At 69.3% G+C, this 25459-nt stretch carries 27 protein-coding genes; 14 read left to right on the forward strand and 13 right to left on the reverse strand.

The window, feature by feature from the left end; translation table 11 throughout:
• Positions 1-115: 115 nt before the first annotated feature.
• From BLQ03_RS12295 to BLQ03_RS12315, 5 genes are all read left to right on the forward strand, one after another.
• A complete protein-coding gene (locus BLQ03_RS12295) occupies positions 116-1510 on the forward strand; it encodes a leucyl aminopeptidase family protein (RefSeq protein WP_425415737.1) in 1395 nt (464 codons plus the stop codon).
• Positions 1510-2340, forward strand: a complete 831-nt coding sequence (locus BLQ03_RS12300; RefSeq protein ID WP_090756524.1) for a C40 family peptidase — start codon at positions 1510-1512, stop codon at positions 2338-2340. The genes BLQ03_RS12295 and BLQ03_RS12300 overlap by 1 nt, the downstream gene beginning before the upstream one ends.
• 62 nt (positions 2341-2402) lie before the next feature.
• Positions 2403-3464 (forward strand): saccharopine dehydrogenase, encoded by a 1062-nt coding sequence (locus tag BLQ03_RS12305; RefSeq protein WP_090756526.1) that lies wholly within the window; start codon positions 2403-2405, stop codon positions 3462-3464.
• Positions 3461-4600, forward strand: coding sequence for a saccharopine dehydrogenase family protein (locus tag BLQ03_RS12310; RefSeq protein WP_090756528.1), 1140 nt, complete (start codon positions 3461-3463; stop codon positions 4598-4600). The genes BLQ03_RS12305 and BLQ03_RS12310 overlap by 4 nt, the downstream gene beginning before the upstream one ends.
• 191 nt (positions 4601-4791) lie before the next feature.
• Positions 4792-5979: a PQQ-dependent sugar dehydrogenase gene (locus BLQ03_RS12315; protein WP_090756615.1), complete on the forward strand. Its 1188-nt coding sequence runs from the start codon at positions 4792-4794 to the stop codon at positions 5977-5979.
• 61 nt (positions 5980-6040) lie between these two features.
• Here BLQ03_RS12315 and BLQ03_RS12320 read toward each other — a convergent pair whose 3' ends face one another.
• Positions 6041-6388, reverse strand: a complete 348-nt coding sequence (locus tag BLQ03_RS12320; RefSeq protein WP_090756529.1) for a DUF3775 domain-containing protein — start codon at positions 6386-6388, stop codon at positions 6041-6043.
• Positions 6389-6437: 49 nt separating this feature from the next.
• On the reverse strand, positions 6438-8267 hold the full coding sequence (gene mutL / locus BLQ03_RS12325) for a DNA mismatch repair endonuclease MutL (protein ID WP_090756531.1): 1830 nt from the start codon (positions 8265-8267) through the stop codon (positions 6438-6440).
• 143 nt (positions 8268-8410) lie between these two features.
• On the opposite strand from mutL, the gene BLQ03_RS12330 reads away from it, so the two are divergent.
• Positions 8411-8590 carry a hypothetical protein gene (locus BLQ03_RS12330; RefSeq protein WP_090756533.1) on the forward strand — a complete coding sequence of 60 codons (180 nt, stop codon included), beginning with the start codon at positions 8411-8413 and terminating at the stop codon, positions 8588-8590.
• A 73-nt stretch (positions 8591-8663) separates the two neighbouring features.
• Here the strand turns inward: BLQ03_RS12330 and BLQ03_RS12335 are convergent, their stop codons facing one another.
• The 5 genes from BLQ03_RS12335 to purH form a co-directional block, all read right to left on the reverse strand.
• Positions 8664-9965: a M16 family metallopeptidase gene (locus BLQ03_RS12335; RefSeq protein WP_175558862.1), complete on the reverse strand. Its 1302-nt coding sequence runs from the start codon at positions 9963-9965 to the stop codon at positions 8664-8666.
• Complete coding sequence (locus BLQ03_RS12340; protein WP_245688877.1) at positions 9962-11575, reverse strand: M16 family metallopeptidase; 1614 nt, start codon at positions 11573-11575, stop codon at positions 9962-9964. Before BLQ03_RS12340 ends, BLQ03_RS12335 begins: the two co-directional genes overlap by 4 nt.
• Positions 11576-11670: 95 nt before the next feature.
• Positions 11671-12186, reverse strand: coding sequence for a DUF3035 domain-containing protein (locus BLQ03_RS12345; protein WP_090756535.1), 516 nt, complete (start codon positions 12184-12186; stop codon positions 11671-11673).
• A gap of 32 nt (positions 12187-12218) precedes the next feature.
• Positions 12219-12893, reverse strand: a complete 675-nt coding sequence (gene lspA / locus BLQ03_RS12350; RefSeq protein ID WP_090756537.1) for a signal peptidase II — start codon at positions 12891-12893, stop codon at positions 12219-12221.
• On the reverse strand, positions 12893-14476 hold the full coding sequence (purH, locus tag BLQ03_RS12355) for a bifunctional phosphoribosylaminoimidazolecarboxamide formyltransferase/IMP cyclohydrolase (protein ID WP_090756539.1): 1584 nt from the start codon (positions 14474-14476) through the stop codon (positions 12893-12895). The genes lspA and purH overlap by 1 nt, the downstream gene beginning before the upstream one ends.
• A gap of 115 nt (positions 14477-14591) precedes the next feature.
• Here purH and BLQ03_RS12360 point away from each other — a divergent pair, with 115 nt between their 5' ends.
• The 7 genes from BLQ03_RS12360 to BLQ03_RS12390 all read left to right on the forward strand — a co-directional run bounded on the left by BLQ03_RS12360 (position 14592) and on the right by BLQ03_RS12390 (position 18941).
• Entirely contained in the window at positions 14592-15044 is a 453-nt protein-coding gene (locus BLQ03_RS12360; protein ID WP_090756542.1) for a GAF domain-containing protein, read from the forward strand.
• Positions 15025-15417: a GFA family protein gene (locus BLQ03_RS12365; RefSeq protein ID WP_090756545.1), complete on the forward strand. Its 393-nt coding sequence runs from the start codon at positions 15025-15027 to the stop codon at positions 15415-15417. Before BLQ03_RS12360 ends, BLQ03_RS12365 begins: the two co-directional genes overlap by 20 nt.
• Entirely contained in the window at positions 15414-15803 is a 390-nt protein-coding gene (locus BLQ03_RS12370; RefSeq protein ID WP_090756546.1) for a GFA family protein, read from the forward strand. Before BLQ03_RS12365 ends, BLQ03_RS12370 begins: the two co-directional genes overlap by 4 nt.
• The gene (locus BLQ03_RS12375; RefSeq protein WP_090756548.1) at positions 15800-16426 is read left to right on the forward strand and encodes a LysE family translocator; all 627 of its coding nucleotides are present in this window, start codon (positions 15800-15802) and stop codon (positions 16424-16426) included. Before BLQ03_RS12370 ends, BLQ03_RS12375 begins: the two co-directional genes overlap by 4 nt.
• A 9-nt stretch (positions 16427-16435) precedes the next feature.
• Complete coding sequence (locus BLQ03_RS12380) at positions 16436-17083, forward strand: RluA family pseudouridine synthase (protein WP_090756549.1); 648 nt, start codon at positions 16436-16438, stop codon at positions 17081-17083.
• A 115-nt stretch (positions 17084-17198) separates the two neighbouring features.
• The gene (locus BLQ03_RS12385; protein WP_217629726.1) at positions 17199-17798 is read left to right on the forward strand and encodes a lipocalin family protein; all 600 of its coding nucleotides are present in this window, start codon (positions 17199-17201) and stop codon (positions 17796-17798) included.
• 126 nt (positions 17799-17924) lie between these two features.
• Positions 17925-18941 (forward strand): DUF4062 domain-containing protein, encoded by a 1017-nt coding sequence (locus BLQ03_RS12390; RefSeq protein WP_175558863.1) that lies wholly within the window; start codon positions 17925-17927, stop codon positions 18939-18941.
• Between the two features lie 175 nt (positions 18942-19116).
• On the opposite strand, the gene BLQ03_RS12395 is transcribed toward BLQ03_RS12390, so the two are convergent.
• From BLQ03_RS12395 to BLQ03_RS12415, 5 genes are all read right to left on the reverse strand, one after another.
• Positions 19117-19311 (reverse strand): PLD nuclease N-terminal domain-containing protein, encoded by a 195-nt coding sequence (locus tag BLQ03_RS12395; protein ID WP_090756557.1) that lies wholly within the window; start codon positions 19309-19311, stop codon positions 19117-19119.
• 75 nt (positions 19312-19386) lie between these two features.
• Positions 19387-20685: an ATP-dependent protease ATPase subunit HslU gene (gene hslU, locus BLQ03_RS12400; protein ID WP_090756559.1), complete on the reverse strand. Its 1299-nt coding sequence runs from the start codon at positions 20683-20685 to the stop codon at positions 19387-19389.
• A 56-nt stretch (positions 20686-20741) separates the two neighbouring features.
• Positions 20742-21575: an HTD2 family dehydratase gene (locus BLQ03_RS12405; RefSeq protein ID WP_090756561.1), complete on the reverse strand. Its 834-nt coding sequence runs from the start codon at positions 21573-21575 to the stop codon at positions 20742-20744.
• Entirely contained in the window at positions 21572-22660 is a 1089-nt protein-coding gene (locus BLQ03_RS12410; protein WP_090756563.1) for a CaiB/BaiF CoA transferase family protein, read from the reverse strand. The genes BLQ03_RS12405 and BLQ03_RS12410 overlap by 4 nt, the downstream gene beginning before the upstream one ends.
• Positions 22660-23823, reverse strand: coding sequence for an acyl-CoA dehydrogenase family protein (locus tag BLQ03_RS12415; protein WP_090756565.1), 1164 nt, complete (start codon positions 23821-23823; stop codon positions 22660-22662). The genes BLQ03_RS12410 and BLQ03_RS12415 overlap by 1 nt, the downstream gene beginning before the upstream one ends.
• 94 nt (positions 23824-23917) lie before the next feature.
• On the opposite strand from BLQ03_RS12415, the gene BLQ03_RS12420 reads away from it, so the two are divergent.
• Positions 23918-24871 (forward strand): LysR family transcriptional regulator, encoded by a 954-nt coding sequence (locus BLQ03_RS12420; RefSeq protein ID WP_090756567.1) that lies wholly within the window; start codon positions 23918-23920, stop codon positions 24869-24871.
• A 26-nt stretch (positions 24872-24897) separates the two neighbouring features.
• On the opposite strand, the gene hslV is transcribed toward BLQ03_RS12420, so the two are convergent.
• Positions 24898-25425, reverse strand: a complete 528-nt coding sequence (hslV, locus tag BLQ03_RS12425; RefSeq protein ID WP_090756569.1) for an ATP-dependent protease subunit HslV — start codon at positions 25423-25425, stop codon at positions 24898-24900.
• Between the last annotated feature and the right edge of the window lie 34 nt (positions 25426-25459).

Genomic DNA, 25459 nt, shown 5'->3' on the forward strand with positions numbered 1-25459 from the left:
AAAACCCCGGCGAAGTGAAGGCTGCACCGGTGCAATGGGTATCTGTGTCAGGAAGAGCTTACCGGTCTTTCCTTCCGCTCCGGATCGCCGCAGAAACTGTGCCGCAGGACAGGAGATGCCGATGACCGAGCCCGAGTTCGCCCCCGCCGATGCCGAAAGCCGCCCCCTGTGGCTGGTCGTCCAAGGCGACGATGGGCCGATCTGGCCCGAAAGTGTAGATTCCGCATTTGCGAAGGCCTCGGGGTTCACGGGAAAGCCGGGCCAGATCTGCCTGCTGCCGGGTGAGGACGGAGTCGCGGGTGCGCTGTTCGGCATCGGCAAGCCCGCCAGCCCCGCTGACCGCCCGGCGCGTGAACGCTTCACGCTGGCACGTGCCGCCGAAACGCTGCCCGAAGGGGCGTGGCGTCTCGCCGGTGTGCCCGACAGCTATGACCTGACACATGGGGCGTTGGGGTGGCTCTTCGCGCAATACCGCTTCGACCGCTACAAGAAGGCCGAGCCGCCGAAGGCGCGGCTGGTCTGCCCCGAGGGCGTCGACCGCGAGGCTGTGCTGGCGATGGCCGCCGGCGAGTATCTAGCCCGCGATCTGATCAACACGCCTGCGTCCGACATGGGTCCGGGCGACTTGGAGGCCGCCGCGCGCGACCTGGCGGCGCGCCACGGGGCCTCAGTCGAGGTGATCACTGGCGAGGCCTTGGCCGAGGGCTTCCCCATGATCCACGCGGTCGGCCGCGCCGCCGGGCAGGGCCGCGCCCCGCGGCTGATCGACCTGCGCTTTCCGGGCGAGGGGCCTGCGGTCACGCTGGTCGGCAAGGGCGTGTGCTTCGACACCGGGGGACTGGACATCAAGCCCTCCGCCTCGATGCTGATCATGAAGAAGGACATGGGCGGGGCGGCGAACGTGCTGGGCCTGACCAATACACTGGCGCGGCTGGGCCGCGCGGGCGGGTTGCGGGTGCTGGTCCCGGCGGTGGAAAACGCGGTGGCGGGCGACAGCTTCCGCCCCGGTGATGTGCTGACCAGCCGCAAGGGCGTGACGGTCGAGGTCAACAACACCGACGCCGAGGGCCGCCTGATCCTAGCCGACGCGCTGGCCTATGCGGCAGAGGAAAGCCCGCGCCTGCTGGTCTCGATGGCCACGCTGACGGGGGCAGCGCGGGTGGCCCTTGGTCCCGATCTGCCGCCCTTCTTCTGCGACGACGAGGCGGTGGCGGATGCGCTGTTCCGGGCGAGCCGCGACCATGCCGACCCGATCTGGCGGATGCCCTTCTGGGAGCCCTACGAAGCCATGATCGAGCCCGCCATCGCCGATCTCGACAACGCGCCGGGCGGAGGCTTCGCCGGTGCAATCACCGCCGCGCTGTTCCTGCGCCGCTTTACCGAAGGCGCGGGGGCTTACGCGCATTTCGACATCTACGGCTGGCAGCCCTCGGCGGCACCGGGCCGGCCCAAGGGCGGCGTAGGCCAAGGGATGCGCGCGATCCTGCACGCGCTGCCGACCATCGCCTGATGGACCGCCGCCTGACCCCCGCCACTGACCGCGTGGCCCTGCGCGGATCGGGGATCGCGCGGGATGGGATCACGGAGGGCCGCCCGATGCGGGTTAGCGCGCCTGTTGCCGACCTGCTGCGCGCCCCCGGTGGCGCAAGGGACCGCCAGCTTCTGCACGGAGCGGACGTGACGCTGATCGAGGAACGCGACGGCTGGGGCTTCGTGCAGGCGGCGGCGGACGGCTATTGCGGCTGGATCGTGCTATCCGCGCTGACAGACGAACGCCCCGCGATCACTCATCTCGTGATGGCAGCGGCCACGCATCTTTATTCCACCGCCGACTTCAAGCGGCCCGAGCAGGGAAGCCTGCCCATGGGCGCGCGGCTGGCGGTCACGGGAACCGAGGGCCGCTTTGCGCGGCTGGCAGGCGGCACCTTCGTGCCGCTCCAGCATATCTCGGACCATCCCGCCGAGGACCCGGTCGAGGTCGCGCTGCGCCTGATCGGCACGCCTTATCTCTGGGGCGGGAACAGCCGCTGGGGCATTGACTGCTCGGGGCTGGCACAGGCGGCGCTGCACGGGGCAGGGATCGCCTGCCCGGGCGACAGCGACCTGCAGCGCGACGCCTTCCCGGTAACCGATACCATCCAGCGCGGCGATCTGCTGTTCTGGCCGGGCCACGTCGCGCTGGCGCTGGACCCGGCCACCATGATCCACGCGACCGCGTGGACCATGTCCGTCATCACCGAGGACATCGCCGCCGCCATCGCCCGCATCGATGCGGCGGGCGATGGTCTCTTCCTCGGCGCGCGCCGCCCCCGACTGGACGACCGCATCGCCTTTCCGTAACTGTCGCGCAGCGTTGAGGAACGGCTTGCCGCCGACCAGCGGCAGCAGGAGGAGGGGGTCTGATGGTGCATCTGTGGGTCCGGGCGGAAAGCCGCCCCAACGAGGACAGGGTCGGCATCACCCCCGAGGGCGTGCGCGACCTGATCCGCCGCGGCTTCCGCGTCACCGTCGAGGAAAGCCCCCGCCGCGTGATCCCGACCGCCGACTACCGCGCCGCCGGGGCTTCGATCGCGCCGGAAGGCTCCTGGCCCGAGGCACCGGTGGACGCCATCGTCTTCGGCCTCAAGGAACTGCCCGAGGACGGCAGCCCGCTGATGCACCGCCACATCATGTTCGGCCATGCCTTCAAGGGCCAGCCCGCTGGGCAGGACCTGCTGCGCCGCTTCCGCGAGGGCGGCGGGCGGCTTTACGACCTCGAATACCTGCTGGACGACAATGGCCGCCGGCTCGCCGCCTTCGGCTACTGGGCGGGCTACGCGGGCGCGGCGGTCACGCTGAAGGCCTGGGCCGCGCAGCACCGGGGCGAGATCTGCCCGCCCGTGGGCACCTATCCCGACAAGGACGCGCTTGCCACCGAACTGCGGGCGGAACTCGACGGCACGGGCCTGCCGCGTCCCCGCGCCATCGTCATCGGCGCCAGGGGCCGCGTGGGCAGCGGCGCCTCGGACCTGTGCGCCGAGGTCGGCGTGCGCGTCACCAAGTGGGACATGGCGGAAACCGCGCATGGCGGCCCCTTCCCGGAAATCCTGCTGCACGAGGTCTTCCTCAACTGCATCCTCGCGCAGCCCGGCTGCCCGGTCTTCGTCCCCGAAAGCGCCGTGAACCCCGGCCGCGCCCTGACCGCGATCGGCGACATCGCCTGCGACCCGACCAGCGCGTTCAACCCGGTGCGCGTCTATGACCGCACCACGACCTGGGACGCCCCGGTCCTGCGCGTGGCGGAACACCCGCCGCTGGACGTCATGGCCATCGACAACCTGCCCTCAATGCTGCCGCGGGAATCGAGCCTCGACTATGCCGCCCAGCTGCTGCCGGTGCTGCGGGCGCTTGACGCCATCGAGACGGGCCCTTGGGGCCGCGCCGCCGACATCTGTGACACCCATCTGAAAGGGCTTGCGCCATGACGATCCACTGGGTCGGGACCGGACTTTCCGCCGTCCCCGGACTGCGGCGGCTGCTGAAGGGCGGAACGCCCGTCGCCGTCTGGAACCGCACGGTCGAGAAGGCCCGCGAGGCCGTGGGCGACCTGACCTCCGACATCCGCGAATACACCTCGCAGGCGCTGGCGGCGGCCCTCCAGCCCGGTGACGTGGTGGTGTCCATGCTGCCCGCCGACCAGCATCCGCCGCTGGCGCGCATCTGCATCGAGAGAAAGGCGCATTTCGTCAGCTCCTCCTATATCTCGCCCGAGATGGCGGCGCTGGAGCAGGCGGCGATGGACGCGGGCGTGGCGCTGGTGAACGAGGTGGGCCTCGACCCCGGCATCGACCACCTGATGGCGCATGAACTGGTCGCCGACTATCGCCATGTGGCGCAGCCGGGCGACGAGATCAGCTTCGCAAGCTACTGCGGCGGCATCCCGAAGCACCCGAACCCCTTCCGCTACAAGTTCTCGTGGTCGCCCCTGGGGGTGCTGCGCGCCCTGCGCTCGCCGTCGCTGTCGATCCGCGATGGCGCCGAGCGCCGGGTGGACCGCCCCTGGCACGCGATCGAGCCTTATGACGCGCCCCTGCCCGTGCCCGAACGCTTCGAGGTCTATCCGAACCGCGACTCCACTGCCTTCGTGGGTCAATACGGTTTCGACCCGGACTGGAAGCTGCGCGACTTCGTGCGCGGTACCATCCGGCTGAAGGGCTGGGCCGAGGCTTGGGCCCCCGTCTTCACCGAGGTCGAGGGCCTGTCGGGTCCCGAGGGCGATGCCCGCCTGCGCGAGATGGCCGACGAGTTCTGGTCCCGGCACGCCTATGCCGAAGGCGAACCCGACCGAGTCGTGCTGTTCGTCCGCCTGGGCGCGAGCCGCGACGGCCAGCCGGTCTTCGACAAGGAATGGGTGCTGGACGCGCAGGGGAACGACAAGGGCACGGCCATGGCGCAGCTCGTGTCGATCCCCGTGGCCATGGCGGTTGAATCCGTGCTGGCTGACGCCTTCCCGCCCGGCGTCCACGCCGCCCCGGATGACCCGGGACTCGTGGACCGCTGGCTGGCCGAAGTGGGCGGGATCGCCGATCACATGGCCAAGGTGGATCACCTGAAAGCCTGACGGCAACCCAGGGCCGTGCTCCAGGTCAGCGCGGCCCAAGGATCCTCTTTTTCGCGCAAATATCCCGGGGGAGGCCGAAGGCCGGGTGCAGCGCCCCCTTTTGGCGCCTGCCCGCCTTCACGCTTCAGTCAACCGCCGGAACGTTTTTCTGCGGCTTCCGTTCCCTCAGGCATATGCCAATGGAGTCGCCGATGCTGTTCCTCCGCTCGACCGCGGCCTTTGCCGCCCTGATCCTCGCCCCGCTGGCCGCCTGCGCCCAAGGCTTCAACAGCGCCCCTCCGAACGCATCCGGCCAGACGCCCGCCTTTGAGGGCCAGACCCGCGCACCCACTCTGGCCGACGACATCGAGCTGGAAACCACCGTCATCGCGGACGGGCTGGAACATCCCTGGGGTATGGCGCAGCTTCCCGACGGCGGCTGGCTGGTGACCGAGCGTCCGGGCCGGCTGCGGATCGTCTCGGCCCAAGGCGCGCTGTCCGATCCCATCGGCGGGCTGCCCGAGATCTCGGCGGGTGGGCAGGGTGGTCTTCTGGACGTGGCGATCGCCCCCGATTTCGCCGAAAGCCGCAGGCTGTGGATCAGCTACGCCGCCCCGGCCGAGGGCGGCAACCACACGGCCGTTGCTACGGCCACGCTGTCGACGGACAACGCGACCTTGGAAAGTGTCCAACAGATCTTCGCGCAGGTTCCCGTCTATGACGGCGACAAGCACTTCGGCAGCCGGGTGGTGCCGGACGGGCAGGGCAACCTGTTCGTGACACTGGGCGAGCGCTCGGACGTGCCGATCCGCGACACGGCGCAGCGGGACGACAACCACCTGGGCAAGATCGTCCGCATCGATGCCCTGACCGGGGCGCCCGCGCCCGGAAATCCCGCGATGGGCCTGCCCGAGACCTATGCCAAGGGATTGCGCAACGTGCAGGCGGCGGCGCTGGACGGCAGCGGGCAGCTCTGGACCATCGAGCACGGGCCCAAGGGCGGGGATGAGCTGAACCGGATCGAGGCCGGCAAGAACTACGGCTGGCCGGTCATCACCTATGGGGTGGATTACTCGGGCGCGCCCATCAACGAGGGCATCACCGCGCGCGAGGGCATGGAGCAGCCGGTCTATTACTGGGACCCGGTGATCGCGCCCGCGGGGCTGACCTTCTACCAAGGCGAGATGTTCCCCGAATGGAACGGCCACCTGCTGACCGGCGCGCTGCAGGGCGACCATGGCCTTGTCCGGCTGCAGCTGGAAGGCAACCGGGTCGCGGGCGAAGCGCGTCACCTCGAGGGCATTGGCCGCGTGCGCGACGTGGAGTTGGCCCCAGACGGCTCGATCCTGCTGCTGACCGACAAGGACAACGGTGAACTGGTGCGGGTGACGCGGCAGTAAACCCGGCCAAGCGCAGCCTTTCAGGCAAGGGCGGGGTGCATCCCCGCCCTTCAGGGGGCCTTCAGCCCCGCAGCAGGTCGTCCTCTTCCTCGCCGGGCGTCAGGCCCAGAGCCTCCATCCCGGCTTCCAGGTAATCGGCCAGGTGCGGCTCGCCCATCAGGTAGTCCTCGGTGGGCGTGGTCCGTTCCGCCTTCGCGGTCGAGATCGCCTCCTCGAGGTCATCCGCCTCGAAGGTGCCGCGGCCGATCCACATGACGGCGGTCAGCTCCGCCTGCTCGTCCTCGGTCAGGTCGGCGATGAAGTCGCGCAGCTCGAAGGCGTTCCGCCCGCCGCGGCCATCCGGCCCGTGGTCATAGTCGCGGGCGCGGAGGATGACGAAGGCGATCTTGTCGGCGCCGAGTTCCAGCATGGCACTTCCCCTTTTCCCCGACTCTCGCCCGCAGCCGGGTCCGCGTCAATCAGCGCCCGAACAGCCGCTCAATGTCGGAAAGCCGCAGCTCCACCCAGGTCGGGCGGCCGTGGTTGCACTGGCCTGACCGCGGCGTCCGCTCCATCTCTCGCAGCAGTGCGTTCATCTCCTCGCCCGTCAGGCTGCGGCCCGAGCGCACCGAGCCGTGGCAGGCCATGGACGACAGCACCGCGTCCAGCCGCCCCTGCAGCCGGTCCGAGGCGCCATGCTCGGCCAGATCGTCGGCGATGTCGCGCAAGAGCGCCGCGGCATCCGCCTGCCCCAGCGCGGCGGGGAGTTCCCGCACTGCCACGCAGCCCGGGCCGAAGGGCTCGACGACGAGGCCCAGCCGGTCAAGTTCGCCAGCCGCCGCCAGTACCCGCTCGGCCTCCGGCCCGAGATCCACGATGGCCGGGATCAGCAGCGCCTGCGAGGGAACCCGCGCCTGCGCCGCCTGCGCCTTCAGCCGCTCATAGACCAGCCGCTCATGGACCGCGTGCTGGTCCACGATCACGATCCCGTCGCGGCTTTGCGCCACGATCCAGTTGCCGTGCAGCTGCGCCCGTGCCGCGCCCAAGGGGGCGTCGGGGGCCTCGACCATCGGCTCGACCCGTGCGGCGGCCGGGAAGGCGGGGCCGGAGGTTTCCGCGAAGCCCTGCGGTGCCGTGGGAACCGGCGCCAGCGGTGCCTGGGCCGCGTGGGCCGCGGCGACCGCCGCAGGTGACGGCGTCTGGCTGCGCCAGAAGCTCGGCGCCGTTTCGGGGCGCATCACCGCCAGCGTGGCCGCCCCTCCGGTCGAGGATGCGCGATGCCCTGCCCCGGCCAGCGCATGGCGCAGCGTGGCGACGACCAGCCCGCGCGCGGCGTCGGGCTCGCGGAAGCGGACCTCGGCCTTGGCGGGATGGACGTTCACGTCCACGCCCTGCGGATCGCAGGCGACGAACAGCACCGCCGCCGGGTGCCGGCCCGACGGCAGCACGTCGAAGTAGCCCGCCCGCAGCGCCCCTGTCAGCAGCTTGTCGCGGACCGGGCGCGTGTTGACAAAGAGATGCTGCGCCACCGCCGCGCCGCGCGAATAGGTGGGCAGCGCGGCAAGCCCCGTCAGGCGCAGCCCGTCGCGCTCGGAGTCGAGCGGGATGGCGTTCTCGATGAACTCGCGCCCCATGACCCGGCCGATGCGGGCCGAGAGCGCATCGAACAGATCGCCCTGCTCGGCGTCCGCGCGGAAGAGGACGCGGCCCTCGTCCTCCTCGGTCAGGGTGAAGGCCACCGAGGGCTCGGCCATGGCGAGGCGGCGGACGACCTCGGCAATGGCCTGCGTCTCGGCCCGGTCGCTCCGCAGGAAGCGCAGCCGGGCGGGCGTCGCGAAGAAGAGGTCGCGCAGTTCCACCACCGTGCCGCGGTTGGCGGCGGCGGGGCGGACCGGTTCCAGCCGACCGCCCGAAACGGCGATGCGCGCGGCCTCGTGCCCGGCCGCGCGGCTGGTGATGGTCAGGCGGCCCACGGCGCCGAGGCTCGGCAGCGCCTCGCCCCGAAAGCCGAAGGAGCGGATGTCCAGAAGGTCCGAGCCGTCGATCTTCGAGGTCGCGTGACGGGCCAGCGCCAGCGGCAGGTCCTCGGCCGTCATCCCGCAGCCGTCGTCGCTGACGCGGATCAGACGCTTGCCGCCGCCCGCGATGGCGATGGCGATCCGGGTCGCGCCCGCGTCCAGCGCATTCTCGACCAGTTCCTTCACGGCCGAGGCGGGACGTTCCACCACCTCGCCCGCCGCGATGCGGTTGGCGGCGGATTCGTCGAGCTGGCGGATCACCGGCCGGATGTCGGGGTCATGGCGCGTCATGGGTCCCGATCTAGCATGAACAGGACGGTGCAGGATAGATTTCCGCGCCACCTTGCGGGTTTGCGCAAATCGGAAGGGAACCGGGGGCGTCCGTTGCGTCGTTGTCAAGTGCAGCAGACGTTCACAATTCGCAGGAGATCATCATGAAGAAGACGGCAGCAATCCTGATCTGCGGCCTGACGCTGGCCGTGGCCGGCTGCGGCGACAACATGACCGAGCGCGCGGCGACCGGCGCGGGCGCGGGCGCCGTCGTGGGCGGCCCGGTGGGGGCGGCCGCAGGCGCGGTCCTGGGCGGCACCGGCGCGGTTCAGGTCAACCCCTGAGCCGAAGACCCGCACGGACGATGCAAGGGCGCAGGACGGGAAACCCCTCCTGTGCCCTTTTCATAAGCGGCGCTCAGATCCCCTCGGGGCGGCCGACCAAGACGAATTCCAGCTTCCCGGGGTCCAGCACCTCGCGGGCGACGCGCTGGACATCGGCGGCGGTCACGGCCTCGATCTTCTGGTTGCGCGTGTTGACGTAGTCGCGCGGCATTCCCATCAGCTGCATCCCCGACAGGATCCCCGCGATCCGGCGGTTGCCGTCGAAGCGCAGGGGATATTCGCCCGTCAGGTAGGTCTTGGCGTCGCGCAGCTCCTGGTCCGTCACGCCCTCGCGCATCGCGCCCCAGACCTCGCGCACCAGCGCCACGGCCTCGCCCGTGCGGTCGTTGGCGGTGGCCATGCCGCCTGCCCAGGTCTCGCCCAGCACCATGTTCGACAGGCCCGTGCCCACGCCATAGGTCAGGCCACGCTTTTCGCGGATCTCCTCCATCAGGCGCGAGGAAAAACCGCCGCCGCCGAGGATATGGTTCAGCACAAAGGCCGCGAAATAATCGGGATGGTCCATCGGCAGGCCGGGCTGGGCAAAACTGACCACGGTCTGCGGGCTGTCCCAGTCGATCACTTCGGTCGCGCCGGTCACCTTCAGCTCGGCGTCCGGCGGCAGCGGCGCCGTGGCCTCGGCCGGAAGGCCGCCCAGGATGCGGTCGATCAGCAGCCCCAAGGCTTCGGCGTCGATGTCGCCCGCCGCCGAAACCAGCACCCGGTCGCGGGCCAGCACCCGGTCCTTGGCCGCCAGCAGGTCGTCGCGGGTCAGGCCCGCCACCGATTGCCCGGTCCCGCTGATGACCGAGCCATAGGGGTGGTCGCCCCACATCCGCAGCGCCATCTCCTTCGAGGCGATCGCCTGCGGGTCGCTGTCCTGCGCGCGGATCGAGGACTGGACCTGCGCGCGCACCCGCTCGATCGCGTCGGCGTCGAAGCGGGGGCGGACCAGCGCGTCGGCCAGCAGGTCCGCGGCCTGGTCGCGGTTTTCCGTCAGCGCGCGGAAGCTGATGCTGACCGCGTCGTCCGAGACGTCGAAGCCGGCCGAGGCGGCAAGCTCCTCCATCCCTTGCGCGAAGGCCACGGCGTCGCGGTCGCCCGCGCCTTCCTCCAGCAGCGCGGTCATCAGGTTGATCGCGCCGCGCTTGTCGGGTGCATCGACCGAGGCGCCGCCCCGGAAGGCGATCTCGAGCGCCACGAAGGGGATCGAATCGTCCTCGACCAGCCAGGCGGTGATGCCGCCGGGCGAGGTGACCTCCTGGATGTCGATGGCGTGGGCGGGCAGCGCCGCAAGAAGCGAAAGCGCGATGGCGGAAAGGAAGCTGCGGATCATCGGGTCTGCTCCGGTGCCGGGGATTGCGCGGGATCGCTCGCGGGCGCCGCAGGGGCGGGCGAGGCCGGGGCCGGTTGCGCGGGATGCGGCGTGTCGGCGGGAACGGGCGCTGCCCCGGCGGTCGCATCCAGGGCCATGGGCGGGGTGCCCAGTTCCTCCGGCGAGTCCGCCAGGGCCGCATCCGCATCGGCCGTAACCGGGGCAGGGCCACCTGCCGCCGCGCCCGGCACCGCGACGGAGGCAGCGTCCGTTTCGGCGGCTGCCTGCACCGTGCCCACTTCTCCGGTCGGGGCAGGCTTCAGCAGGCTCGTGACGCCGGCACGGCCGCCCAAGGCCCGTTCGGCCGCGGCGCGGACATCCTCGACCGTCACGGCGGCAAGGATGTCGGGCCAGTCGTTCACGTCCTCGACCGTCAGGCCGACGGCGAGGCCCTGGCCATAGTCATAGGCCCGCCCATGGGCTGAATCGCGTTCATAGATGCGGGCCGCGCGCAGCTGCGTCTTGACGCGTTCCAGATGCGCCGGATCGGGCCCCTGCGCCAGGAAGTCGCGGATCGCTGCATCCAGCGCAGCCTCGGCCCCAGCGTCGTCCGTCCCGGGCGCATAGGCCATCGTCACGGTGAAGGTCGTCGGATCGACGCTGAGCCCGTCATACCAGGCGCCCACGCCCAGGGCCTGCCCGGTCAGCACCAGCCGCTGGCCCAAAAACGAGGTCTGGGGCGAGCCGCCCAGCAGCTCGGCCAACACGCTGAGCGCGGCGGCGGTCTTCTGGTCGCCCGGGTTGCGTTCGGGCACGATCACGCTGCGCGTCAGCACGGGCTGGGGCACGCGCGGGTCGGTCATGGTCATGCGCCGCTCGGCCCGCTGCTCGGGCTCCTGCGGGCGGGCGTCGCGGGGGGCATCGGGCTTGGGCGGGATCGGGCCATAGTGCTTCTCGGCCAGGGCCCGCACCTCGTCCGCCGTCACGTCGCCCGCGACGACCAGCACGGCCACGTTCGGGGCGTAATGGTCGTCATACCATTTCAGCGCATCCTCGCGGGTCAGCGCCTCCATCTCCTGCCGCCAGCCGATCACGGGGCGGCCATAGGGGTGGTTGTAGAACTGGACGGCCGAGCGTTCCTCGCCGAACAGCGCGCGGGGGTCGCTGTCGGTCCTCTGGGCGCGTTCCTCCAGCACGACCTGCCGCTCGGCCTGCCAGTCGTCCTCGCCGATCCGCAGGTTTGCCATGCGATCGGCCTCCATTCCCATCACCAGGTCCAGCCGGTCCGAGGCGATGCGCTGGAAATAGGTGGTGAAGTCATAGCTGGTGAAGGCGTTGTCCATGCCGCCGTTCGCGGTGACCGTCTTGGACAGCTCGCCCGCGTCCAGCTTCTCGGTGCCCTTGAACATCAGGTGTTCCAGGTAATGCGCCAGCCCCGACTTGCCCGGCACCTCGTCGGCCGAGCCGATCCGGTACCACAGCATCTGGACCACGACCGGGGCGCGGTGATCCTCGATCACCACCGCCTCAAGCCCGTTGTCGAGCGTGAAATGGCTGACGCCCGCGGGCATCTCGGCCAGGGCCGGGGTGGCGGCGGTGGCCAGCAGGAAGGCGAGGGTGCGGCGCATCATCGGGCGGCCTCCGGGGTTGCGGGTGCCGGCGCAGGTTGGTCGCATCGGAAGCCGCGCGCAAGCGGGGCCCCGGTCAAGCGGTGGTGAGCGGGACTTTACCGGTCCGAGGCGGTGGGGGGCGCGGCCGGAACCTGCGCGCCCGCGCGGCGCCAGCGGTCCTGCTCGGCCCAACTGTCCAGCGTCTGCGGCTCATAGGCGCGCTGGTAGACGTTGACGCGACCCAGAACCTCAAGCGGGCGGCGGCCGCGGCGGGCGCGCACGGCCTGGTCCTCGGCGGCCGTGACCTGACGCACGCCGGGGGTCACGCCCGCGCGGCCCGCATAGGTGACCAGCGCCCCGTCACCCGCGCCGATGCCCTGCTGGGCCAGGTGGCCCGGATTGCCCCCCAGGGCGGCGATGGCGTCGCCCGCCGGGTTCGGGTCGGTGATGTTGGCGCCGCCCGGCGTGGGCGCGGGCAGCTGCGCGAGGTCGGGCGGCAATTCCAGCGGCCGGGTGGGGACGATGGCGAATTCCTCGGGGCCGTCGTCCGAACCGGACAGGTTCATCAGCCGTCCGTCGTTGCCGCAGGCCGCAAGCGCCAGCACGGAAAGGGTCAGCAGAAAGGCCCGCATGGCACCACCCAAGGAAAAGCGTCGCGGCCCTTCTAGCGTGTCTTGCGCCGGTCGTCACGGCTCTTGTCGGGGGCCGGGGCAGGGGTGGCCGGACCCGGCTGGAAGACCAGCCCCAGCGCGCCCGCGAAGATCGCGATGTCGGCCACGTTGAAGCTGTAGGGGTTGCGCCAGCCGGGCAGCGACATGTTCAGGAAATCCGCGACCGCGCCATAGGCCAGGCGGTCGATGACATTGCCCACCGCCCCCCCGATCAGCAGCCCGGCCGCGACCTGTGCCAGCCGCCTGGGGCGCGCGCGGAAAAGCCAGACCGCGACCCAGGCGCAGATCACCACGGCCACAGCGATCAGCACCCATCGCATCACCTCGACATCCGAGGACAGGAGCCCGAAGTTCACCCCCTGGTTCCAGGCCATGCGCAGGTTCAGCCAGGGATCGATCACGTCGATGGCCTGCACCTCGGGGAGGTTCAGCGCATGGACCACGATCCATTTCGTCAGCTGGTCCAGCGCCAGGATCACCAGTGCCGTACCCGCCGCCCACCAGAGGCTGGTTGGTCGCGGCGCAGGAGCAGGCGGCGCCGGGGGCTTGCGGCGGCGCTTGGGGGCGCTGCCGGCCGGCACCGCAGCCGGGGGCACGGCGTCGCCGGCGGTAGCCGCGATCTTGCGGCGCGGCTTCTTCGGCTTGGGGGCTTCGGCGTCGTCGCTCATCAGTGGCGGAAGTGCCGCTGTCCGGTGAAGACCATGGCGAGGCCGAGGCGGTCGGCCGCCGCGATCACTTCCTCGTCGCGCATGGACCCGCCAGGCTGGATCACGGCGCGGGCGCCCGCCGCGGCCAGGGCCTCGATGCCGTCCGCGAAGGGGAAGAAGGCGTCGGATGCCACCGCCGCACCCTCGGTCAGCGGGGCGGCAAGGCCCAAGGCCTCGGCCATGTCCTCGGACTTGCGGCGACCGATGCGGGTCGAATCGACCCGGCTCATCTGCCCCGCGCCGATGCCCACGGTGGCGCGGTCACGCGCATAGACGATGGCGTTCGACTTGACGTGCTTGGCGACGGTCCAGGCGAACATGAGATCGGCAAGCTCCGCCTCGGAGGGCTGGCGCTTTGTCACCACGCGCAGGTCAGCCTGCGTCACATGCCCGTTATCGCGGGTCTGGACGAGGAAGCCGCCCGCCACCTGCCGGAAGGTCAGCCCGCCCGCGCGGGCGTCGGGCAGGCCGCCGGTCGTCAGCAGGCGCAGGTTCTTCTTGGCGGCAAAGATCTCGCGGGCCTCGTCGTCCGCCTCGGGCGCGATGACGACCTCGGTAAATATCTCGGCGATGGCGCGGGCCGTGGGTGCGTCCAGCCGCCCGTTCAGCGCGACGATGCCGCCGAAGGCCGAGGTGCGGTCGCAGTCGAAGGCGCGGCGATAGGCCTGTTCCAGCGTCTCGGCACGGGCCACGCCGCAGGGGTTGGCGTGCTTGATGATGGCGACGGCGGGGCCTTCGGTGAACTCGGCCACCAGTTCGAAGGCCGCGTCGGTGTCGTTGATGTTGTTGTAGGAGAGTTCCTTGCCCTGCCACTGCCGCGCGGTGGCCACGCCCGGACGGGCCGAGCCGTCGGTATAGAAGGCCGCGGCCTGGTGCGGGTTCTCGCCATAGCGCAGGCTTTGCGCCAGCGTCCCGGCGAAGGCGCGGCGGCGCGGGGTTTCCTCGCCGATGGCCTGCGCCATCCAGGTCGAGACGGCCGCATCATAGGCGGCGGTGCGGGCATAGGCGGCTTGCGCCATGCGCTTGCGGAAGGGCAGGGTAGTGGCGCCCCCGTTGGCGTCCAGTTCCGCCAGCACGGCGTCGTAATCCTGCACGTCCACCACTGTCGTGACGTAAGCGTGGTTCTTGGCCGCGGCGCGGATCATCGCCGGGCCGCCGATGTCGATGTTCTCGATGCAGTCGTCGTAGGCTGCGCCTTTCGCCACCGTTTCCTCGAAGGGATAGAGGTTGACCACCAGCAGGTCGATCGGGGCGACTCCGTGCTCTTCCATGCTGGCGCGGTGCTCGGCATTGTCGCGCAGCGCCAGAAGGCCGCCGTGGACGGCCGGGTGCAGCGTCTTGACGCGGCCGTCCATCATCTCGGGGAAGCCGGTGACGTCGGCAACGTCGCGGACGTCCAGCCCGGCGTCGCGCAGGGCCTTGGCCGTGCCACCGGTGGAGAGCAATTCGACCCCGCGCGAGGCCAGGGCCTTGGCGAAGTCGACAAGCCCCTGCTTGTCCGAGACGGAAATCAGCGCGCGGCGCAGGTCGATGCGGTCGGTCATGGGACGGGCCTTCGATGGCAAGCCGGGGAGTCGCGCCGTCCCTAGCGTCACGGGCCGCGACAGTCCAGCGCGCCGCCCCTTTTCCGCCGAAGGCCGCGGCTGTAGCGTGGCGCGCATGACAGATTACACCGAGCTTTCCGCCCGCATCCGCGCCCTGACCGAGGGCGAAAGCGACGAGGTCGCGCTGATGGCCACCGTCGCCTGCGAGTTGCACCATGCCGACGCGCGTTTCGACTGGACCGGCTTCTACCGCGTGACCGGACCCGAGGTGCTGAAGATCGGCCCCTACCAGGGCGGCCACGGCTGCCTGGTGATCCCCTTCTCGCGGGGGGTCTGCGGAGCCGCCGCCCGCACCCGCCAGACGCAGCTTGTGCCGGATGTCGAGGCATTCCCGGGCCATATCGCCTGCTCCTCCTCGACCCGGTCCGAGATCGTCGTGCCGGTGATCGGCGCGAATGATCGGCTGATCGGCGTGCTGGATATCGACAGTGACCGGCCGGAGGCGTTCACTGAAGCCGATGCCGAGGCCTTGGAAGGGATGATGCGCGATGTCTTCGGAACGCTCTGAGATCAGCGGCGCCTGCCTCTGCGGCGCAGTCCACTTCACCGGGCGGCTGACCTCCGAACCGGTCGGCGCCTGCCACTGTTCCCAATGCCGGCGCTGGAGCGGGCATTTCTGGGCCGGTGCCGAGTTGCGCGATCCGCTGATCGAGGGCGAGCCGCTGCGCTGGTTCCGCTCGTCCCAGGAGGCCGAGCGCGGCTTCTGCTCGAACTGCGGATCGTCGCTCTTCTGGCGCGAGGTCGGCTCGCGCCGCACGGTCGTCTCGGCGGGCGCGATCACGCCGCCGACGGGACTGCGGCTGGAAGGACATATCTACGTGGCCGACAAGGGCGACTATTACGACATCGCCGACGGCCTGCCGCAGCAGGCGCAGTCATGACCACGCGCCACGCCCGCTGCCTCTGCGGCGCGGTCCGCGCCACCATCCGGGGCGAGCTGGACGACATCGCCGCCTGCCATTGCAGCCAGTGCCGCCGCTGGTCCGGCCATGTCTGGGCCGCCGTCCCCGTCCCCGACGACGGGCTGGAGATCGAGGGCGAGGATCACCTCCGCTGGTTCAAGTCCTCGGACAAGGCCGAACGCGGCTTCTGCGACACCTGCGGCAGCTCGATCTTCTGGCGCGCCTTCGGCCGGGGCGAGACCGACGTGGCGCTGGGCTGCATCGAGCCGCCCACCGGCCTGCACCTGCAGCGCCACATCTGGGTGGGCGACAAGGGCGACTATTACGAGATCGCGGACGGCGTGCCGCAGGACGGACAGGAATGATCTGGGACACGCTGGGGAACATCCCCCTGCCGCAACTTCTGGCCTTTATCTCGGGGGGGCTGGTGCTGAACGCCGCGCCCGGGCAGGACGTGTTCTTCGCCACCGCCTCGGGCATCCAGGGTGGGCCAAGGGCCGGGGCGCTGGCGGGATTGGGCGTTGGCATCGGCGTGCTGTTCCACGTGACGATGACGACGCTGGGCTTGGGCGCGGTAATCGCCGCCCACCCCGAGGCGCTGTCGGCGATCAAGTGGATCGGGGCAGGCTACCTGCTGTATCTGGCGTGGAAGGCCTGGACCGCGCCCGCGCCGGACCCCTCGGCGCGGCCGGTGGTGCGCTCGCGCGACGTGATCCGGCGGGGCATCCTGTCGAACGTGCTGAACCCCAAGCCGGTGCTGTTCCTGCTGGCCTTCCTGCCGCAGTTCACCAGTCCTGCGCATGGGCCGGTCTGGCACCAGCTGCTGGGTCTGGGACTGATCTTCGCCTTCACCGGCACGCTGATCACCATGGCCTACGGGATCGCGGCGGGCTGGCTGGGGATGCGGCTGGCGGGGCGGCTGGGCATCCTCAACCGCATCGCGGCGGTGATGTTCGCCGGGCTGGCGGTGCGGCTGGTCGCCCGCTAAGTCGGGGCCATGAGCTTCGTTTATCAGCCGACCCAGGAACAGCCCCGCCTGATCCACCATGACGACCAGATCCTCGTGGTGGAAAAGCCCGCGGGCCTTCTGTCCGTGCCGGGCAGGGGAGAGGACCGGGCCGACTGCCTCATCAACCGGCTGCGCGGGGCCTTTCCGACGGTGCTGCTGGTGCACCGGCTGGACATGGACACCTCGGGCATCATGGTCTTCGGGCTGACGCCGCACGCGCAGAAGCACCTCGGCCAGCAGTTCGAGCGGCGGCAGGTGAAAAAGGCATACGTGGCAAGGGTTTGGGGTCGGCTTGAGGGCAAGGAAGGCCGGGTGGACCTGCCGCTGATCGTGGACTGGCCGAACCGGCCGCGGCAGAAGGTGGACCATGCCGAGGGCCGCCCGGCGCAGACCGACTGGCGGGTGATCCGCGCCTCCGACGCCGAGACCCGCGTCCGCCTTTATCCGCTGACCGGGCGCAGCCACCAACTGCGGGTCCACATGGCGAGCCTCGGGCATCCGATCCTGGGCGATCCGCTTTACGCCGAGGGACCCGCCGCCGACCACCCGCGGCTGATGCTGCATGCCGAGTCGCTGCGGCTGCGGCACCCCGACAGCAACGCGACGATGAGCTTCTCGGCGCCGCCGCTGTTCTGATCCCGTTCCCCGCACGGACCATGCACGACCGATGCACATCCGATGCACGGGTGATGCAGACGCAACCCTTTTGCCCCCTCGGGGCGTTGGACCCCCGACTGACGGAGGTTCACCCATGCGTATCCGCACCATCGCCACGGGGCTTGCCGCCCTCGCCGCCCTCTCCGCCGCCTCGCGCGCGATCATGACCCGCGTGCCGAGGGGCATCGAGCCCGTTACCGGCTTCGACGCCCGGCTCTACATGGGCCGCTGGTACGAGATCGCGCGCCTGAACCACCGCTTCGAGCGCGGCATGAGTGACGTGACCGCCGACTATGCGCTGAACGCGGACGGCAGCGTGCGGGTAATCAACAGCGGCGTCAGGAACGGCCGCCGCAAGTCGGTCGAGGGCACCGCCCGCTTCAAGGGCTCCCCGGATGTGGCGAGCCTCGCCGTCAGCTTCTTCCCCGGCTTTCCCGGCGGCTACCACGTCTTCGCCCTGGACGAGGGCTACCAGTGGGCGATGATCTCGGGCCCGGACCGGGGCTACCTGTGGATCCTCGCCCGCCAGCCGGGAATGGAGGAGGAGCTATACCGGCAGCTCGTGGGGATCGCGGTGGACCGGGGGTTCCAAGTGGAGGGGTTGATCCGGGTGGAGCATGGTACGGGCGGGCCGCCGGCACGATCCGGTGCTTCGTTCAAAGGAAATCGAAGTTCTTCGTCAGGTGAGCAATAGACACGAAGAACCTACAGCAGATGCCCCAGCCGTGCTGAAAGTGGCGCGGCGATCTTTTAGCCTTTGTCGTCAGCCTTTTTTGTGCCATGTGACGTGAGGCTTCATTTAGAGATACGTGGGAAGATTTTGTCTTATTCTGTTCGTTACCAAGTTTTTGTCAGCTCTACGTTCACGGATCTCGCCGCTGAGAGGGCGGAAGTTATTCAAGCGATCTGGGAGTTAGACTGCATCCCGACCGGCATGGAGGCGTTTGTTGCATCCAACGAGGGGCAATGGGATGTGATCAAGCGTGTTATAGATGAGTGTGACTACTACATTCTTATCATCGGGGGACGTTACGGATCCATGACCCCTGAAGGTATGAGTTACACAGAAAAAGAGTATCGTTACGCAAAGGAGATAGGTTTACCCGTCTTGGCGTTTGTCCACGGCGAACCCGAGAGCATTCCAGTGGGAAAGACAGAGAAGGATGCGGGTTCGCGTCAAAAACTCGATTCCTTCCGGTCTGAAGTTATGGCTATTCATCCCATAAGGAGCTGGAAAACTCCTTCAGAACTAGGTGGCCTTGTGTCGCGCTCATTGGTTAGAGAGATAAAGATTTCTCCTCGGCCCGGTTGGATACGGAACGACGGCTCCTCCCCCATTTCTCTTTTGGAGCGGATTAATGATCTTTCAGAAGAAAATCAGCGGCTCCAGGAGCAGCTTGAGGCTCAGAAGGCCGAGGAGGATGATGATAGTCTTGAATCAGGAGACGATAGAGTAACCGTTTACGGGTGGCGACGTGAACGTGATGTGGAGTGGAACCGGATTGAAGCCAACTGGCATGTTAGCGTGTCTTGGAATGAGCTTTTTCGAGATATAGGTCCAGCGTTGATCAACGAAACGACCGAAGATAAGTTGATCAATCTGATTTCTAGGTTTAACTCACTGCACCATACTGAGAACGAAGTCTTGAGCGTCACGCTGGCCGTTGAGTGTTGGAGTGAAATACTGGTACAGTTCCGTGCCCTCGGATTGATAACTCAAGGCATAAAGAAGCGTGGAGTTAATGATAGGGGAAGCTACTGGGGCATCACCCAAAAGGGTGACCGTCTGCTAATCAAGCTTCTGGCCCGACGAAAGCAACCTCCGGACGTCACCTAGTCACCCGCCACAATCGAAAACGCTGAAAAGTTCTATCGTCAACAATAGAAGTGCACCGAACAGCAGCTTCGTTCCGCCTTGTGGACGTTCAAAGGCCAAGACCAGTTCGGTCCTAGCTTACTACACAATCATCGAGAACCGACCAGACGCTCGGTAAATGCGCTACCCGCCTCCCTCACCTCCGCCCCCCGTATTTCGCCTTCGGCCCTGCGATCCACCAGGCGATCAGCCCGGCGACCGGCAGGATCGCCACGACCAGCACCCAGATGATCTTGCTACGGCCCGTGGCGCCCGAGTTGATGATCGAGGCGATGGCCCAGATGTCGAGGACGAAGATGATCAGGCCGAAGATGCTGCCGAAGAAGTTCATCGGGATGGCTCCGTGAGTGAGGGGGCGCGACCGGCCCGTTGTTGCGTCAACGGGCTGGCCGCGCCGGGGTTCCCCTTACAGCACGTAGCGCGACAAGTCGGCCGAGCGGGCGAGGTCGCCAAGCTGGGATTCGACGAAACCGGCGTTGACCGTGATCGCCTCGCCCTTGCGGTCGGGGGCGGTGAAGGAGAGGTCCTCGAAGACGCGCTCGATCACCGTGTAGAGGCGGCGGGCGCCGATGTTCTCGACGCTGCCGTTCACCTCGGCGGCGATGCGGGCCAGCGCCGCGATGCCGTCGGCGGTGAAGCTGACCTCGACGCCCTCGGTCCGCATGAGGGCGGCATATTGCAGGGTCAGGGCGTTGTCGGTCTCGGTCAGGATGCGGACGAAGTCGGCCTCGGTGAGCGCGCGCAGTTCGACGCGGATCGGCAGGCGGCCCTGAAGCTCGGGCAGCAGGTCCGAGGGCTTGGCCACGTGGAAGGCACCGCTCGCGATGAACAGGATGTGGTCGGTGCGGACGGGGCCGTATTTCGTGCTGACCGTCGTGCCCTCGATCAGCGGCAGCAGGTCGCGCTGGACGCCCTCGCGGCTGATGTCGCCGCCGCGGGTCTCGGCGCGGGCGCAGACCTTGTCGATCTCGTCGATGAAGACGATGCCGGACTGCTGCACGGCCTCGAGGGCGGCGGCCTTGATCTGCTCGTCGTCCAGCAGCTTGTCGGCTTCTTCGGCGATCAGCAGATCGTAGGATTGCGCCACCGTGACCTTGCGGCGCACGCGGCGGCCGCCGAAGGCTTTCATCAGCGCGCCGAGGTCCATCATCTGGCCCATGCCGGGCTGGCCGGGAACCTCCATCCCGAGGGGGCTCGAGGTGTCGTTCAGTTCCAGTTCGATCACGGTGTCGTCCAGTTCGCCCCGGCGCAGCTTGCCGCGGAAAAGCTCGCGGGTCTGGTCGCGGGCGTTCTCGCCGGCCAGTGCCTCGATCACGCGGGCCTCGGCGGCCTCGCGGGCGCGGGACTTGACGGCGTCGCGCATCCGCTCGCGCGTCTCGACCATGGCGGCGTCGGTCAGGTCGCGGATGATCTGTTCGACGTCGCGGCCGACATAGCCGACCTCGGTGAACTTGGTGGCCTCGACCTTGACGAAGGGGGCGTGGGCGAGCTTCGCCAGACGGCGCGAGATCTCGGTCTTGCCGACGCCGGTCGGGCCGATCATCAGGATGTTCTTGGGATAGACCTCGTCGCGCAGGTCGTCGGCCAGCTGCTGGCGGCGCCAGCGGTTGCGCATCGCCACGGCCACCGCACGCTTGGCCTCGGCCTGTCCGATGATGAAGCGGTCAAGCTCGGCGGTGATCTCGCGGGGGGTCAGGTCGGTCATGGCGTCCTCAGGGTTTCCGTGCCGCCGACTTATGCAGCCGGGGCGGAAACGCCAAGTCACCAGGTCGCGCGCCCCTGCATGGCGACGGGACCATCCGCGTAGGAGGTCCAGAGGCTCAGCGCCTCCCCGTCCTCGGCCGCGTTCAGCGTGAAGTCGGCGTCGTCGAACAGGGGCGAAAGGCTGCGGAACTCGAAAAGGGCAGGGCGGCGGCCGCGCAGTTTCTCGGCGAACTGGACCAGCAGGGTGGCCTGCAGGGGGCCGTGGACGATCAGGCCGGGGTAGCCCTCGACATCGCGGACGTAAGGCGCGTCGTAATGGATGCGGTGGCCGTTGAAGGTCAGGGACGAGTAGCGGAACAGGAGCGCGGCCGAGGGCTCGACCCGGCGGCGGTGGGCGCCGTAAGGGGCAGGCTCGGCGGGCTTCGCGGGGGCGGAGTCGGTGCCGCGATAGACGATGTCCTGGCGCTCGCGGACAGCCTCGCGGCCGTTGCTGTCGATGCGGTGGTCCACGATCACGAAGCAGAGCGTGCCGGTGCGGCCGTGCTTGACGGAAACGTCGCGGATGGTGGAACGCCGCGTGACCGTCTCGCCCACGCGGATGTCGCCGGTGAAGGCGAAGCTGCCGCCCGCCCACATCCGGCGGGGCAGGGGCACGGGGGGCAGGAAGCCGCCGCGCGCCGGGTGGCCGTCGGGACCGAGCTGCGCCGTCGGCGCGGCAGGCGGCGCGAGGCAGAGGTGGATCATCACCGGGGCCGCGTCGCCGTCGCGGGGCTCGCCCGTGAAGTCGAAGGTCGCGTTGAAGCGGTCCACGGCGGCGGGGGTCAGCAGCTCGGATTTCGTTTCCTCGCGGCCGATCCACTGGCGCAGGTGGTCGATGTCCAGGTCGGTCATGCTGTCTCCAGTCCGGGAACGGAGCCGTAGTCGCGCATCTCGCCCGCGAAGACGGGCGCGGGGGCGGGATAGCTGACGGGGCCGTTCGGCGTGTCCACGGTGATACGCCGCAGATGCGGGTGGCGCGAGAGGCCGTCCATGTCATTGACCGTGGCGAATGCGATGTCGGCGGCCTCGATGGCGGCGGTGGCCTCGGGCAGGCTGCGGGCGGCGAAGGCGGCGGCGACGGCCGCGTCGGTTTCCGGGCGGTTCGCCACGCGGGCGGTGTTGGTAGCAAAGCGGGGATCGCTGCCGAGACCGGGCTGGCCGAGGAAGATTTCCGCCAGCTTGCGCCATTCGCGATCGCTTTGCACCGAGATCAGCACCTCGGCCCCGTCCCTGCAGCGGAAGACGCCGTAGGGCGCGATCGAGGGATGGGCGAGGCCCACGCGCCTGGGCGTCTGGCCGCCCTCGTGCTGCAGCAGCGGCACGGTCAGCCAGTCGGCCAGCACGTCGAACATCGACAGCGTGATCGCCGCGCCCCGGCCGGTGACGCCGCGCGCGATCAGTGCCTCGAGGATCGCGGCATGGGCGGTCGCGCCGGTGGCGATGTCCACCATGGAGATGCCGACGCGGGCGGGTTCGCCCGGGCCGCCGGTGATGGAACACAGGCCCGATTCCGCCTGGATCAGCAGGTCATAGGCCTTGCGGTCGGCCATCGGCCCGCTTTCCCCGTAGCCCGAGATCGAGCAGGTGATGAGCCTCGGCCAGTCGCGGGCCAGCCGCTCGGGCGGAAAGCCCAGCCGCCCCAGCGCGCCGGGCTTGAGGTTCTGGACCAGCACATCGGCGCCGTCGAGCAGGGCGGTCAGGGCGTCCTTGCCTTCGGGCGTGGTCAGGTCGAGGACGCGCGACTCCTTGCCGCGATTGAGCCAGACGAAATAGCTGGACTGGCCCTTGGCGACCGAGTCGTAGCCGCGGGCGAAATCGCCCTCGGGACGCTCGATCTTGATGACGCGGGCACCCGCGTCGGCCAGCCGCGCGGTGGCAAAGGGCGCGGCCACCGCCTGTTCGATGGCGACAACGGTCAGGCCTTCGAGGGGACGCATCAGAAGCTCCTCGGCAGGCCGAGGACGTGCTCGGCCACATAGGACAGGATCAGGTTCGTCGAGATCGGCGCGACCTGGTAAAGGCGCGTTTCCCGGAACTTGCGTTCGACGTCGTATTCGGCGGCGAAGCCGAAGCCGCCGTGGAACTGCAGGCAGGCGTTCGCGGCCTCCCAGCTTGCTTTCGCGGCGAGATACTTGGCCATGTTGGCCTGGGCGCCGCAATCCTGGCGGGCGTCGTACAGGCGGCAGGCCTCCCAGCGCATGAGGTTGGCAGCCTCGATCTCGATGAAGCTTTCGGCGATGGGGAACTGGACGCCCTGGTTCTGGCCGATGGGGCGGCCGAAGACCGTGCGCTCGCTGGTGTATTTCGTCACGCGGTCGATGAACCAGTAGCCGTCGCCGATGCATTCGGCCGCGATCAGCGTGCGTTCCGCGTTGAGCCCGGTCAGGATGTACCTGAAGCCCTTGCCTTCCTCGCCGATCAGGCTGTCGGCCGGAATTTCCAGGTTGTCGAAGAACAGTTCGTTGGTCTCGTGGTTGACCATGTTGGGGATCGGGCGGACGGTCATGCCCCCCTTCACCGCCTCCTTCACGTCCACGAGGAAGATCGAGAGGCCCTCGGATTTCTTCCTGACCTCGGACAGGGGGGTGGTGCGGGCCAGGAGGATCATGAGGTCGGAATGCTGGACCCGGCTGATCCAGACCTTCTGGCCGTTGATCACGTAGCGGTCGCCCTTGCGGACAGCGGTGGTGCGAAGCTGGGTGGTGTCGGTGCCCGTGGTGGGCTCGGTCACGGCCATGGACTGCAGCCGCAATTCGCCCGAGGCGATCTTCGGCAGATAGGTCCGGCGCTGTTCCTCGGACCCGTGCCGGACCAGCGTGTTCATGTTGTACATCTGCCCGTGGCAGGCGCCCGAGTTGCCGCCCGAGCGGTTGATCTCCTCCATGATGACCGAGGCTTCGGCGAGGCCGAGGCCCGAGCCGCCGTATTCCTCGGGGATCAGGGCGGCCATCCAGCCGGCGCGGGTCAGGGCCTCGACGAATTCCTCGGGATAGGCGCGCTGTTCGTCCACGCGGCGGTGGTAGTCGTCGGGGAACTGCGCGCAAAGGGCGCGCACCGCGTCGCGGATGTCCTGATACTGGTCGGCGGGCTGGGCGATCATCGCGGGCCTCCTGTCGCTGGGCGGCAGATTAGGGCTGGCGAGAGCGATAAGCCAAATACATGATGCGTCTGCCCGCCATAACGGAGCGATATGGATGATCGAGTTGCGGCAGCTGCGCTATTTCCTGGCGATCGTCGAGCAGGGCAGCCTGACGCGCGCGGCCGAGGTGCTGCGCGTCGCCCAGCCCGCCCTGTCGGGCCACGTGCGGCGGATGGAAGCGCATCTGGGCACGGCGTTGCTGCTGCGCACGCCGAAGGGGGTGCAGCCGACGGAAGCCGGGCAGGCGCTGGCGCGGCACGCGCGGCTGATGCTGGACCAGCTGGCTCTAGCCGAGGAGGAGATCCGGGGTCAGCGCGACGACCCGGCGGGGCTGGTGCGGCTGGGGCTGCCGGGGACCATTGGGCAGATCCTCGCCGTGCCGCTGATCCGGGCGGTCCGCGCCCGTCATCCCCGGATCGAACTGCGCGTGGCCGAGGCGATGAGCGGCTTCGTGCTGGACTGGCTGGAGGCAGGGCGCATCGACATCGCCGTGCTGTACGAGGAGGCCGGCGGGCGGGGCATCCTGACCGAGCGGCTGCTGGAGGAGGAACTGGTGGTCATCGGCGCGCCCGCGCGGGCCGCCGAGATGCCGGACGGGGCGCTGCCATTGGTCACGGCGCTGCGGGCCGGGCTGATCCTGCCCGGCGACGGCCACGGGCTGCGCGCGCTGCTGGACGCGCAGGCGGCCACCCTGGGCCAGCCGCTCGCGACGCTGATCGACGTCGATTCCTACCAGAACATCAAGGCGCTGGTGGCCGAGGGGATGGGCTGGTCGATCCTGCCGCGCAACGCGGTCGCGGCCGAGGCGGCGCAGGGCGCGCTGCAGGTCTGGCCGATCCGCGACCCGCAGTTGCGCCGCCACGTGCACCTGGCCCATGCCGCGCGGCGCCCGGTGACGGGCGCGGTCGCGGCGGTGCTGGGACTGGCGCGCGACACGCTGCGCGGCCTGGTGCGGGACGGCGCCTGGACAGGGGCGGTGCTGGTCGGAGAGGCCGGCGCGGAGGGCTGAGCCGGTCTTCCCGACCAAGTCTGCGCTCAGGCGGCGATCCGCTCCACCACCAGGTTGGCGTTGGTGTAGACGCAGATGTCGGCCGCGATGGCCATGGCGCGGCGGGCGACCGTCTCGGCGTCGAGGTTGCTTTCCATCAGCCCCCGCGCCGCCGCGAGCGCGAAGTTCCCGCCCGAGCCGATGGCGGCCACGTCATGTTCCGGTTCCAGCACGTCGCCCGCGCCGGTCACGACATAGACCTGCGCACCGTCGGTGACGATCAGCATGGCTTCCAGGTTGCGCAGGTACTTGTCGGTGCGCCAGTCCTTGGCCAGTTCGACGCAGGCGCGCTGCAACTGGCCCGGCGCGGATTCCAGCTTGCGCTCCAGCCGTTCCAGCAGGGTGAAGGCGTCGGCGGTCGAGCCCGCGAAGCCCACCACCACGTCGCGCCCGCCGGGCGACAGGCGGCGGACCTTGCGCGCCGTGCCCTTCATCACCGTCTGGCCCACGCTGACCTGCCCGTCGCCCGCGACGACGACCTCATTGCCGCGGCGCACCGCCAGGATCGTGGTCATGCTGTCTTCCCCTTCTTGGTCTTGCGGGCCCCAG

The sequence above is a fragment of the Paracoccus chinensis genome (genome assembly GCF_900102885.1).
Taxonomy (GTDB): domain Bacteria; phylum Pseudomonadota; class Alphaproteobacteria; order Rhodobacterales; family Rhodobacteraceae; genus Paracoccus; species Paracoccus chinensis.

Coding starts and splice junctions, on each gene's coding strand:
- mutL (WP_090756531.1), bottom strand. CDS start 8,267: ATGACGCGCCATGACCCCGACATCCGGCCGGTGATCCGCCAGCTCGAC.
- BLQ03_RS12385 (WP_217629726.1), top strand. CDS start 17,199: ATGCGTATCCGCACCATCGCCACGGGGCTTGCCGCCCTCGCCGCCCTC.
- BLQ03_RS12420 (WP_090756567.1), top strand. CDS start 23,918: ATGATCGAGTTGCGGCAGCTGCGCTATTTCCTGGCGATCGTCGAGCAG.
- lspA (WP_090756537.1), bottom strand. CDS start 12,893: ATGAGCGACGACGCCGAAGCCCCCAAGCCGAAGAAGCCGCGCCGCAAG.
- BLQ03_RS12415 (WP_090756565.1), bottom strand. CDS start 23,823: ATGATCGCCCAGCCCGCCGACCAGTATCAGGACATCCGCGACGCGGTG.
- BLQ03_RS12295 (WP_425415737.1), top strand. CDS start 116: ATGCCGATGACCGAGCCCGAGTTCGCCCCCGCCGATGCCGAAAGCCGC.
- BLQ03_RS12380 (WP_090756549.1), top strand. CDS start 16,436: ATGAGCTTCGTTTATCAGCCGACCCAGGAACAGCCCCGCCTGATCCAC.
- BLQ03_RS12320 (WP_090756529.1), bottom strand. CDS start 6,388: ATGCTGGAACTCGGCGCCGACAAGATCGCCTTCGTCATCCTCCGCGCC.
- BLQ03_RS12330 (WP_090756533.1), top strand. CDS start 8,411: ATGAAGAAGACGGCAGCAATCCTGATCTGCGGCCTGACGCTGGCCGTG.
- BLQ03_RS12405 (WP_090756561.1), bottom strand. CDS start 21,575: ATGACCGACCTGGACATCGACCACCTGCGCCAGTGGATCGGCCGCGAG.
- BLQ03_RS12345 (WP_090756535.1), bottom strand. CDS start 12,186: ATGCGGGCCTTTCTGCTGACCCTTTCCGTGCTGGCGCTTGCGGCCTGC.
- BLQ03_RS12300 (WP_090756524.1), top strand. CDS start 1,510: ATGGACCGCCGCCTGACCCCCGCCACTGACCGCGTGGCCCTGCGCGGA.
- purH (WP_090756539.1), bottom strand. CDS start 14,476: ATGACCGACCGCATCGACCTGCGCCGCGCGCTGATTTCCGTCTCGGAC.
- hslU (WP_090756559.1), bottom strand. CDS start 20,685: ATGACCGACCTGACCCCCCGCGAGATCACCGCCGAGCTTGACCGCTTC.
- BLQ03_RS12395 (WP_090756557.1), bottom strand. CDS start 19,311: ATGAACTTCTTCGGCAGCATCTTCGGCCTGATCATCTTCGTCCTCGAC.
- BLQ03_RS12375 (WP_090756548.1), top strand. CDS start 15,800: ATGATCTGGGACACGCTGGGGAACATCCCCCTGCCGCAACTTCTGGCC.
- BLQ03_RS12410 (WP_090756563.1), bottom strand. CDS start 22,660: ATGCGTCCCCTCGAAGGCCTGACCGTTGTCGCCATCGAACAGGCGGTG.
- hslV (WP_090756569.1), bottom strand. CDS start 25,425: ATGACCACGATCCTGGCGGTGCGCCGCGGCAATGAGGTCGTCGTCGCG.
- BLQ03_RS12365 (WP_090756545.1), top strand. CDS start 15,025: ATGTCTTCGGAACGCTCTGAGATCAGCGGCGCCTGCCTCTGCGGCGCA.
- BLQ03_RS12370 (WP_090756546.1), top strand. CDS start 15,414: ATGACCACGCGCCACGCCCGCTGCCTCTGCGGCGCGGTCCGCGCCACC.
- BLQ03_RS12310 (WP_090756528.1), top strand. CDS start 3,461: ATGACGATCCACTGGGTCGGGACCGGACTTTCCGCCGTCCCCGGACTG.
- BLQ03_RS12315 (WP_090756615.1), top strand. CDS start 4,792: ATGCTGTTCCTCCGCTCGACCGCGGCCTTTGCCGCCCTGATCCTCGCC.
- BLQ03_RS12360 (WP_090756542.1), top strand. CDS start 14,592: ATGACAGATTACACCGAGCTTTCCGCCCGCATCCGCGCCCTGACCGAG.
- BLQ03_RS12335 (WP_175558862.1), bottom strand. CDS start 9,965: ATGATCCGCAGCTTCCTTTCCGCCATCGCGCTTTCGCTTCTTGCGGCG.
- BLQ03_RS12305 (WP_090756526.1), top strand. CDS start 2,403: ATGGTGCATCTGTGGGTCCGGGCGGAAAGCCGCCCCAACGAGGACAGG.
- BLQ03_RS12340 (WP_245688877.1), bottom strand. CDS start 11,575: ATGATGCGCCGCACCCTCGCCTTCCTGCTGGCCACCGCCGCCACCCCG.